Origin of the sequence: Mesorhizobium sp. M1D.F.Ca.ET.231.01.1.1, from assembly GCF_003999155.2 — a bacterium.
GTDB lineage: Bacteria > Pseudomonadota > Alphaproteobacteria > Rhizobiales > Rhizobiaceae > Mesorhizobium.
The window spans coordinates 1-10,631 of the sequence record NZ_RZOZ02000027.1 but is presented as its reverse complement, the minus strand read 5'-3'; the positions used below and the strand labels follow the sequence as shown (position 1 = coordinate 10,631).

General features: G+C 61.8%; 7 protein-coding genes and 2 pseudogenes. 2 read left to right on the top strand and 7 right to left on the bottom strand.

Translation table 11 applies throughout. From position 1 onward, the window contains the following. Nucleotides 1-904: 904 nt before the first annotated feature. Nucleotides 905-1,681, top strand: a pseudogene (locus EN874_RS31930) (IS110 family transposase); the annotation flags it as partial. 278 nt (nucleotides 1,682-1,959) lie between these two features. On the opposite strand, the gene purU reads toward EN874_RS31930, so the two are convergent. The 6 genes from purU to EN874_RS31900 form a co-directional block, all read right to left on the bottom strand. Further along, nucleotides 1,960-2,844, bottom strand: coding sequence for a formyltetrahydrofolate deformylase (gene purU / locus EN874_RS31925; protein ID WP_126101852.1), 885 nt, complete (start codon nucleotides 2,842-2,844; stop codon nucleotides 1,960-1,962). 71 nt (nucleotides 2,845-2,915) lie between these two features. Further along, entirely contained in the window at nucleotides 2,916-3,806 is an 891-nt protein-coding gene (gene folD / locus EN874_RS31920) for a bifunctional methylenetetrahydrofolate dehydrogenase/methenyltetrahydrofolate cyclohydrolase FolD (protein ID WP_126101853.1), read from the bottom strand. Nucleotide 3,807: 1 nt separating this feature from the next. After that, complete coding sequence (locus EN874_RS31915; RefSeq protein WP_245460085.1) at nucleotides 3,808-4,395, bottom strand: sarcosine oxidase subunit gamma; 588 nt, start codon at nucleotides 4,393-4,395, stop codon at nucleotides 3,808-3,810. Beyond that, entirely contained in the window at nucleotides 4,361-7,294 is a 2,934-nt protein-coding gene (locus tag EN874_RS31910) for a sarcosine oxidase subunit alpha family protein (RefSeq protein ID WP_126101854.1), read from the bottom strand. Before EN874_RS31910 ends, EN874_RS31915 begins: the two co-directional genes overlap by 35 nt. Then, complete coding sequence (locus tag EN874_RS31905) at nucleotides 7,291-7,581, bottom strand: sarcosine oxidase subunit delta (RefSeq protein ID WP_126101855.1); 291 nt, start codon at nucleotides 7,579-7,581, stop codon at nucleotides 7,291-7,293. Before EN874_RS31905 ends, EN874_RS31910 begins: the two co-directional genes overlap by 4 nt. Before the next feature lie 9 nt (nucleotides 7,582-7,590). Next, nucleotides 7,591-8,841, bottom strand: a complete 1,251-nt coding sequence (locus tag EN874_RS31900; RefSeq protein ID WP_126101856.1) for a sarcosine oxidase subunit beta family protein — start codon at nucleotides 8,839-8,841, stop codon at nucleotides 7,591-7,593. Between the two features lie 125 nt (nucleotides 8,842-8,966). On the opposite strand from EN874_RS31900, the gene EN874_RS31895 reads away from it, so the two are divergent. Continuing rightward, entirely contained in the window at nucleotides 8,967-9,980 is a 1,014-nt protein-coding gene (locus EN874_RS31895) for a GlxA family transcriptional regulator (protein ID WP_210212399.1), read from the top strand. Nucleotides 9,981-10,300: 320 nt separating this feature from the next. On the opposite strand, the pseudogene EN874_RS34120 reads toward EN874_RS31895, so the two are convergent. After that, nucleotides 10,301-10,631: pseudogene (locus tag EN874_RS34120) on the bottom strand (hypothetical protein); the annotation flags it as partial.

Genomic DNA, 10,631 nt, shown 5'->3' with positions numbered 1-10,631 from the left:
CGACGGTTATACTCCGCCTCGCTAAAAGGAAGCCCGGGCGCCAAGCTCGACTGAGTGTTCGCCATTACCTCTCCTCCGCTCCCGTCGTTGTGCTTAGATGGTCAACTGCCGGGTGGTTTGCGTCAAATGCAATTTTTATATTTTTGCCATCTAGCGGCGAGATGCCCCTATGGGGTGAAGTCCTAACCTGCTTGATGCACGGAGATGAGCTTTCGGCGGCCTGAAGCGGCGATCTGGTTGCCTTTACCGTGCGTCTTCCCAAGCGTAATAGGCGCCGGCGGTGATCCGTCGTGATGGAAGGCGAGTGGTTTGGGTCAGCGGGTTTGTTTCGGGACGTCTGCGCCCCATTGTTTATGTCGCGAGTTGCGGGATGCGACTGAGGACGGTGCGCAGGATACGCTGGTCCGGGCAGGATGTCGGCAATGCAGGCGAATTTGGGTTTTCATCTCGACCACGCGGCCGTCGAGCTTGAGGAGCGTGAGCCGCAGTGTGGCTAGCTGGGCACCGCATCGCGCAGGGTGAGCATCAGATCCTATGAGGAGGGTGGACAGCGACCTGCGCTGTGGCAAAGTGAGGTCGCGGAACCAACACCTTACCCTGGAGGCAAGCATGCCCGTTGCAGCTCACCAATCCGAAGGGCCGACGGCTATCCGTATCGATCTTGGCGCAATCTTCGTCCCATTTCGAACTCTTATGTCAAATGCAAGCGGCATGGCCACGACTGTTCATCCCGCCAACAATGGGTGGTCCTGCTTAGATGCTATAGGGCGAGCGGCGAGGTGTGGCATCCTTCGGCGCTGTTGAATCCACCATCAGAAGGAGCCGCCCCATGTCGTAGTCTTTTGACTCAAGCCGGTCCCTTACCGCTCTCGAACAGGATAACACGATCGTCGCCGTCATCGAGATGAGCAAGGCGAAGTGGGTGATTGCCGCGCTTGTTCCGGGTTTCAAGCGCCAGCCGCTCGACATGGTGATCACCTCGCTGTCGCCAGTTGGCGGCGAGAAGATGTCGAAGCATTCGGTGGCGGCCGGCAACATCGCCGGACTGCTGGCGCGCTTTGTCGAGCTTAAAAAGAAGGCAGAGGCGCGACCGGGCAGTGTTCTCCGATCGTGATCCATGAGGCCGGGCTCGATGGTTTCTGGATCCATCGAAAGTCACGTCGTCGATGCGGCGTCGATTGCGATTTCGCGCCGGCGCCGTCGCGCAAAGACCGACAAGATCGACGGTGAGGCGCTGATCCGGGCGTTGCTGGCCTACAAGCTAGTCGAGCCACGGGTGTGTGCGATGCTTCGGGTAGCGACGCCCCAAAAGGAGGACCGTTGCCGCATCACGCGTGAGCGCAAGGCGTTGACGGACGAGCGCGTGCGCCACGTCAACCGCATCAATGGCCGGCTGTTCGCCCACGGCGTATCCGCCCAAGAACCAATGCATCGCGACCGGCGCAAGCGACTGGAGGCGCTTAAGACCGGCGACGGCTGAGCGATGCCTGCATATCTGAAGATGCAGATCAGCCGGGAACTTGATCCGCTCGAATTGCTGCTGGAACAGATCAAGGCGGTTGAGGCTGCTCGCGATGCTGTGCTCGCTGCCGCGCATGTCGTCTCCCCGGCACCGGCGATGCTGATCAATCTAAAATGCATCGGGCCGGAGTTCGCCGCCTTCCTGTGGTCCGAAGGCTGTTAGCGATACTTCGAGAACCGACGACAGGTCAAGCGCTCGACTGGCCGGTCGAGCGGGGCCTGAGGCGACAGCGCGGTCAGAGGCGTCTGTTCCTCGGGTTTCCAGACGAGGAATTGCCGCATACTGGTGGAGTGAGAAGTCATGGCGTTTTCTTCCTAGGGTCGAGAATAGGGCGCCAACGTCACCGAAGTTGCAGGTGGGCGATTTGCGATCCGATCTCGTGACACCGTCGCGGGTCGAGAAAAAGCAATGCGGGTCACCTCGTTGCATTCGTACACTCATCCCAGACGTTCCGAAGCATGGGAGCCTGGCGAAGCGGGGAAGACCACGGTCTTGTTCCCGTTGAGGAAGACGCGGCGGTGGAGATGAGCATGGATCGCGCGTGCGAGAACCTGGCTTTCGACGTCGCGCCCGAGCGATATATAGTCGGATGGGCTCTGGGCGTGGGTGACGCGCACCGTGTCCTGCTCGATGATCGGCCCTTCGTCGAGATCGGCGGTGACATAATGCGAGGTCGCGCCGATCAGTTTTACCCCACGCTCAAAAGCCTGCTTGTAGGGGTTCGCTCCTTTGAATGACGGCAGGAAGGAGTGATGGATGTTGATGATGCGGCCGGACATCTTCTCGGACATCTCATTCGACAGCACCTGCATGTACCGGGCGAGCACCACCAGCTCCGCGCCGGTCTCCTCGACGATGCGCATCTGCTGCGCTTCGGCTTCCCTCTTATTCTGCTTCGTAACTTTGACGTAGTGGAACGGAATGTCATGGTTCACGACCAGCTTTTGGTAGTCCAGATGGTTCGAGATCACCGCCACTATGTCGACTGGCAGCGCTCCGATGCGCCAGCGATACAGAAGGTCATTGAGACAATGGCCGAAGCGCGAGACCATGATGATCACCCTCATCTTCTGGCTCTCGTCATGGAAGGCGAAGTCCATTCCGAACGTCTCGGCGGTGTCAGCAAAGCCGTTGCGCAGCGCGTCGAGGCCAGCGCCATCTTCAGAGATAAAGCTCACGCGCATGAAGAAGTTGCCGGTCTGCGTATCGTCGAACTGCGAGCTGTCGGTGATGTTGCAGCCGCTATCGGCGAGGTATCCTGCGATGGCCGCGACGATCCCGCGCTTGGACTTGCAGGTGACGGTCAGGTAGTATTTGTCCATGGCGAGCTTGCTCGTGTGTGCGGAAGAGATCCATTCGGGCGTGTCAGGTAGAGTGCCGGATTGCAAGGGGCTCATAAGGTGAGCCCCTCAGGCTCGGACAGCCTATGAGCACGGCAGCAGGCGGTAACCGTGTTGGCGAGAAGACAGGCGATGGTCATGGGACCGACACCCCCCGGCACCGGCGTTATCGCTCCCGCTACCTCCGCCGCGCTTCCAAAATCCACGTCGCCCACCAGTTGTTGCTTGCCATCCCGCGCGATCCGATTGATGCTCACATCGATCACTGTAGCGCCCGGCTTGATCCAGTCGCCGGGGATCATCTCGGGGCGGCCGACGGCAGCGACAAGAATGTCGGCTCGACGGCAGAATGATGCCAGATCGCGTGTACGCGAATGAGCAATGGTTACGGTGCAGCTGTCATTGAGCAGGAGTTGCGCCATCGGTTTTCCGACGATGTTCGAGCGCCCCACGACCACGGCTTCAAGCCCAGAGAGATCGCCGAGATGGCTTCGCAGCAACATCAGGCAACCCAATGGGGTACATGGCACCATCGCATTTTGTCCCGTGCCCAGAAGCCCGACATTCGAAATGTGAAACCCGTCGACATCTTTTGCTGGATCGATCGCATTGATCACCAGATCGGCGTTCAGATGACTGGGTAGAGGGAGCTGGACAAGGACACCATGAATATCCGGATCGGAATTCAGCTGCTCGATTAGAGCAAGCAGATCGGCCTGAGATGTTTCAGTGGGCAGCTTGTGTTCAAGGCTGCTCATGCCAGCTTCGATAGTCTGCCGTCCTTTGTTGCGCACATAGACTTCCGACGCCGGATCGCCGCCTACCAGAACCACTGCCAGGCCCGGCGTAATGCCGTGTTCCTCCTTGAGCCAGGCCACATGCCCAGCAACGCTCGACCGTAGCTGCGCGGCGGACTCTTTGCCGTCGATGATCTGAGCGGTCATGTTACCTTTCCTCTAGCCGCTTCGCCGCCGTTTCCAGTGCGTGCCAGAGCGATCCGGCCGACGAGCGCGCGCCCAGCACGGCGATATGAGCCTCGCTGCGGCGGATGACGAAACAGCTCATATGCTCAAGCCCGGTGCGCGTCGCGCGGCCCGGGCCAAAATCCGCGAGATCGACGTTAACGAGCTTCGACAGCAGTGCATCGATAGGCCCTGTGCCGGCTCGCGAAACGATCTCGAACGCGACCCAGCCATCGGTCTGCTCGGTCACCGAGCAGCCAGGGGCGAGTTGCTTGAGCTCGGCGGCAAAATCCAGCTCGGCGCGGCCTTCCGCCTCGATCATCCACTGATCCAGCCCGGTCCACAGCGCGGCAACCCCCTGCCCTGCAATCCAGCGGCCTGGTCCGGGAAGAGCGAGGCCGAACGGCGTGGGCTCAACGGTTCCGCGGCGCAGCGCCATGGAGGCAAGCGCCAGACCCCCGTTCTCACGGATCTCCAACGCCCCGAACGATGCGAGGCGTGGTAGTGCGGCACCGAGCGCGGTGATGGGTCTCAGGTCACTCACGAAGACGTGCTCCTTCAGGATCGACAAAATGCGCCGGCACGACGCGCAGGCGCGCGCTTTCGCCTTCGAGCGGGTTCGCGGCCACGATCACCTCGCCCAGCCGTTCATCGCCATTCTCGAGGAAACCGAGCCCGATCATTGAGCCGACATGTGGACTGTAGCAAGCCGAGGTGATCCAACCCTGATCGGTATCGAATTTCCACGGTGCACCTTCCGCAAAAAGATGTGAGCCGCTGACCACCTTCCCGGCAGGATCGACGGGCCGCAGCCCGACCAGGCGTCGCCTGTCGCCGGCAAGGCCCTCACGCCGCGACATCACGGCGCCGACGGAATCCTTCTTCTGCGATACCATACTGCCAAGCCCGACCATGAGGGCCGTCGCCTGTCCGTTCAACTCAGGGCCGGCGGCGTGTCCCTTCTCGATCCGCAGGACCCCCAATGCCTCGGTGCCGTAGGGCGTCGCTCCGAGATCGGCTCCCAGTTCCATCAGCCGCTCGATCAATGCGTGGCCGTAGCGTGCGGGAACCGCAATTTCGTAGGCAAGTTCGCCCGAGAAGGAGATGCGGAAGAGCCGCGCGCGCAGGCCATCGCAGACGGTGAGCTCCGCGCAGGCCATAAAGGGGAAAGCCTCGTTCGACAGGTCGAACCCGTCAACGATGCGGGCGAGCAGAGCGCGCGACTTCGGCCCGGCGACGGCAATCTGCGCCCAGGCATTGGTCGTGGAGATGAGCTGGACGTCGAGTTCCGGCCACAGGCATTGCCGCGCGAATTCCATGTTGCGATAGACCAGACCGGCGTTTGCGGTCGTCGTGGTGACCACACAATGATCCTCGGCCAGCCGCGCGCAGGTGCCGTCGTCATAGGCAAATCCGTCTTCGCGCAGCATAAGCCCGTAGCGGACCCGGCCGACTTTCAGCGTGGCCATCATGTTGCAGTAGAGACGGTTGAGAAACTCGCCCGCGTCCGCGCCCTGGACATCGATCTTGCCGAGCGTCGTCACATCGCACAGGCCCACTGCGCCGCGCACGGCCCTGGCCTCGCGGTCCACGCTCTGGCGCCAGTGCGTTTCGCCCGCACGCGGGAAATATTGCGCGCGCATCCACTGGCCGACCTCGACGAACACCGCACCCTGCGCCTCGGCCCAGTGATGGGTGGGTGTGAGGCGGCGCGGTCGGAAATGCCGCCCTGTATCGCCGCCGCCCAGGACCGAGAGCGTCACTGGAGTGTAAGGTGGGCGGAAAATCGTTGTTCCAGTTTCCGGGATCGACCTCCCGGTCAGCTCCGCCATCACGGCAAGACCGGTCACATTTGAGGTTTTGCCCTGGTCCGTCGCCATGCCGAGGGTCGTGTAGCGTTTCAAATGCTCTACCGGCCGCATGTTCTCGGCATGGGCAAGCTTGATATCCTTCACCGTCACGTCATTCTGGAAATCGACCCAGGCGCGCTTCTTGCCAGGTACGTGGAAGACGGGCGCAACCGTGTAGTCTGCCTCCTCAGCGCGCGGCAAATCGGGCAACGATGCCGCGATTCCAAGTTCGCCCATCGCACGCTGTGCGGCTCGCGCGCCGGAACGCAAGGCGTCGCCGGTGGAAAAATGGCCCGCCGCCGCACCTGCCGGAATTAATCCAAGAGGCCCATTCTCCCCGGGCAGGAATGCCTGCAGCGGTTCATTCCAAACAGGCCGACCGCGATGATGCGAAAAGAGATGCACATTCGGGTTCCAGCCGCCAGAGACCCCGAGCGCGCCGCACTCGATCCATTCGGACCTGCCGTTTGCCTGAACCTCGATCGATTTCAGGCCAAGCCGGCCGCGTGAGCCAGCCACCATGCCCCCCGTGATCAGCCGGTAGTCACCGCGAGCCTTCGCGTCGGGGCGCACGTCGATGACGGCGGCGATCTTGACATCCTTGGCGGCCAGATCGCGCGCGGTGCGATGACCGTCATCGTTATTGGTGAAGACAGCGATGGTCTCGGACGGACATGCCGCCCAGCGATTGGCGTAAGCCCGCATCGCGCCGGCCAGCATGATTCCCGGACGGTCATTGTCGGCAAAAGCGATCGGGCGCTCTGTCGCGCCCGCCGCCAGGACCGCGCGTTTCGCCGTGATACGCCAGAGTGTCTGGCGCACACGCCCGTTCGCCTCTGGGAGATGATCGGACACGCCTTCCACCGCGCCATAGATGCCGTGGTCATAGACCCCGAAAACCGTGGTGCGACGCATCACGCGAATGTTCGGCAGGCTCTCGAATTCAGCCTCCAACGCTGAGATCCAGTCGCTGGCTTGCGCTCCGTCCAACGTTCTCGTCTCGGACAGAAGCCGCCCGCCCAGGCGGAAATCCTCGTCGGCCAAAATCACACGTGCGCCGGAGCGCGCCGCCGTCAGCGCCGCGGCAAGCCCGGCCACCCCCCCGCCGATGACCAAGAGATCGCAATGCAGGAAGCCCTTGTCATAGACATCGGGATCGGCCTGCATTGAAAGGCGCCCGAGGCCCGCCGCCCTGCGGATCGCCGGTTCGTAGAGCTTTTCCCAGAAGGCTTTCGGCCACATGAAGGTCTTGTAGTAGAAGCCGGCTGTGAAGAAAGGCGACAGCAGGTCGTTCACCGCCAACGCGTCGAAGCCGAGTGAGGGCCAGCGGTTCTGGCTTCGAGCCTCCAGTCCGTCGAACAGTTCCACCGTCGTCGCGCGCGTGTTGGGCTCCCGCCGCGCGCCCGAGCGCAGTTCTACCAAGGCGTTCGGTTCCTCCGAGCCGACAGACAGCAGCCCGCGCGGGCGGTGGTACTTGAAGCTGCGTCCCATCAGACGAACGCCATTGGCCAGCAGCGCCGAGGCGAGCGTGTCGCCGGGATTGCCCTGGTAGCGCTTGCCGTCGAAACTGAAGTTCAAGGTCTGCGAGCGGTCGATCAGCCCTCCGGACAGTCGTGTCATTTGCTGCACCTCGTCCGCGAAAGGGCGGCATCGCGGGCCAGTTCCGCACCGAGGACTTCATGCGTGACCGTGTCGCGCGTCACCACCAGCCATGACCGGTCGCCCTGCTCGTGGAACCAAAATTCGCGATGCACGCCGGCCGGGTTGTCGCGCAGGAAGACGTAATCGCAAAAGGCGGCCTCGGCATCGGGCGCGGAGGGATCTGGACGGTCGATGAGCCGCGCGTCGCCCAGATAGGTGAATTCCTGCGCATCCCGCAGGCCCAGAAGTGGATGTGGGATCAGCATTGGACCGCCTTAGTGGAGATTGGGCTGGGCACCGGCGCCGCGCTCGTCGACCACATGGCCGCGTGCGAAACGGTCGATGCGGTACGCACGCGCTGTCTCGTGGGGTGCGCCGGTGGCAAGAAGATGGGCGAAGGCATAGCCGCTGGCTGGCGTCGCCTTGAAGCCGCCATAGCACCAGCCGCCGTTCAGATAGAGGCCATCAATATGCGTGCGGTCGATGATCGGCGAACCGTCCATCGACATGTCCACCACGCCCCCCCACATGCGCAGGAGCCGCGCCCGCCCGATCATGGGCATCAGCGCCATGCCGCCTTCTGCGACGTCCTCCACCACCGGCAGGTTGCCGCGTTGGGCATAGGAATTGTAGCCGTCGATATCGCCGCCGAAGACAAGCCCGCCCTTGTCGGACTGGCTGATGTAGAAATGGCCTGCCCCGAACGTGATCACACCGGGAATGGTGGGTTTGAGCCCCTCCGTGACGAAAGCCTGCAAGACATGGCTTTCGATCGGAAGCCGCATTCCAGCCATTGCCATGACCCGGCTCGATGAGCCCGCCACCGCCACCCCGACCTTGTCGGCGGCGATATAGCCACGCGATGTCTCCACGCCACGCACCTTGCCGCGATCGAGCCGGAAACCGGTCACCTCGCAATTCTGGATCAGGTCCACGCCATGGCTGTCGCCGCCGCGGGCATAGCCCCAGGCCACGCCGTCGTGCCGCGCGGTGCCGGCACGCGCCTGCATCAGGCCGCCTTTGATCGGGAAGCGCGCGTTGTCGTAATTCAGGAACGGAACCATGGCGCGCAGTTCCTCCCGACCCAGCAGCCGTGCGCCCGCCCCCGCCAGCATCATGGCATTGCCGCGGCGGCGAAAGGCATCGCGCTGCGCATCCGTATGAAAAAGGTTGATGATGCCGCGCTGGGAAACCATTGCGTTGAAGTTGAGCTCCTGCTCCAGTCCTTCCCAGAGCTTCATCGAGAACTCATAGAAGGGCTCATTGCCGGCAAGCAGGTAGTTCGAGCGGATGATCGTCGTGTTCCGCCCGACATTCCCGGATCCGAGCCAACCTTTCTCCAGCACGGCGATACGCGATCGTCCGAAGGTCTTGGCCAGATAATACGCTGTGGCCAAGCCGTGGCCGCCTCCGCCGACAATCAAATAGTCGTAGGAAGGCTTTGGATCGGGATTGCGCCAGAGCGGCCGCCACCCGGTGTGACCCTTGAGCGCTTCAGCAAAGACGCGGAAGCCGGAAAACTTCATATCAAGGACTCCTTGGACTGCCGAGACTATGTCACGGCAAGGGCAGCGAGGTGTTTTCAAAATTGACTCATGTGTGCTTTTGCCGGACATGTGCGAACGATGTGGATGATAGGATTTTCAACGGGATGATTGACGGGAATCACGGCAGCCCGCGGCGATACGGTTTCCTGCTGATCGAAGGCTATGCCCTGATGTCCGCAGCCTCCGCGGTCGAGCCGCTGCGCGCCGCCAACCTGCTTAGCGGGCGGGTTCTTTACGATCTGAACTTCATGTCGGCCAAGGGCGGGTGGATGCGCAGTTCCGTCTCGGGTGCGTTCGAGACCGAACCTGTTTCACAAGCAGGCACTGATTTCGATATTCTCTTCGTCGTCGCCGGCGGCAACCCCCTCACCTATCGAGACGACAGGATCCTCGCTTGGCTGCGCCGTCTCGCCCGGTCGGGAGTGCCTTTGGGCGGAATCTCAGGCGGAGCGGCAATCCTGGCGGCAGCGGGTGTGATGTCGTCACGCCGGTTTACAATTCACTGGCAGCACATTGATGCAATGCGGGAGACGTATCCCGACGCACTCATCGAACGGCGGCTGTTCGTCATCGATCGTGACCGCTTCACCTGCGCGGGCGGCATGGCCCCCCTAGACATGACCCATGCGCTGATCGCTTCAGATCACGGTGTGGAATTGGCCCGTGCGGTCAGCGATTGGTTCATCCATACCGGCGTCCGGCAGGCCGAGGCCCCTCAGCAATTGGACCCAATACGCAGGTACGATCTGCGCCATCCCGCTCTGGTCGCCATGGTGGAATTGATGACAAGCCACATTGCGGACCCGCTGAAGCTGGGCGATCTGGTACACTTGAGTGGTATTGGGATGCGGCAATTAGAGCGGTTGGCAACGGAACAGTTAGGACAGAGCGTGATGCAGTTCTATCGGTCTTTACGGTTGGAGAAGGCCGACGAGATTCTCCAACAGTCAAACCTGCCGCTCGTCGAAGTCGCGCTGGCCACCGGCTTTTCCAACCGCAGTCATTTCTCACGGGCCTTTCAGGCCCACTTTGGCGTGGGTCCCGCAACCCACCGCAAACAGCGCGGCCAAAGCGAAAATTATCACGGCAGGACGCTTTTGGGGGGCGGTCAAGTGTAGACTAGGAAAGGTCTCCACAACATCGAGCTTCTCGTGGGCGAGACGAAAACTTTTTACGCAATTCCTCGAGCCGAGATGTTCTCGCAAGAGGATGGTCTGAGCGCCTACGCGGCAATCTGGCAGCCGAATAAAGCGAAGCTGTCCTCGTCTTCATCCAGACGGCATCGACAATCTTCGACATATCGTCGACGAGAGCAGGGCTACATGACACTCCCCCAACCCGCCCCAGGAAAATCTTCCGAGACCATAGCGGCCTTGGCCGTTTGGATACCAATAGCATAGCGTTACCCGAGATGTGCCTGCCCGTCCGTCTCGACGAATCACTGCAACGCTTCGGAAGATCGGGCCAGTTCACGCGCGGCGTCTTCTTCGGCATATCGCCTGCCACGTCGAGAGAGAGCAGCCAGAAGAGGCCCAAGCCCTGCTGCTTCGAGGTTGCCTATTGCCGAGAGGATCTCGTCCTGCCACCGCGGGTGAACGTTCTCTCTGCTGAGGCCCTTGAATTTCTCCCAAATCTGATCGGTCGATAAAGGGCGCAGGACATCCCCAAGTGGGTGTCGTACAATCATTTCTTCCGGCCCTTTCCCTTGATCCATGACAACGCGGGCTGGCGTTTCGGCTGGAAACGCCGAAGCGAAATCGGAGGACGCT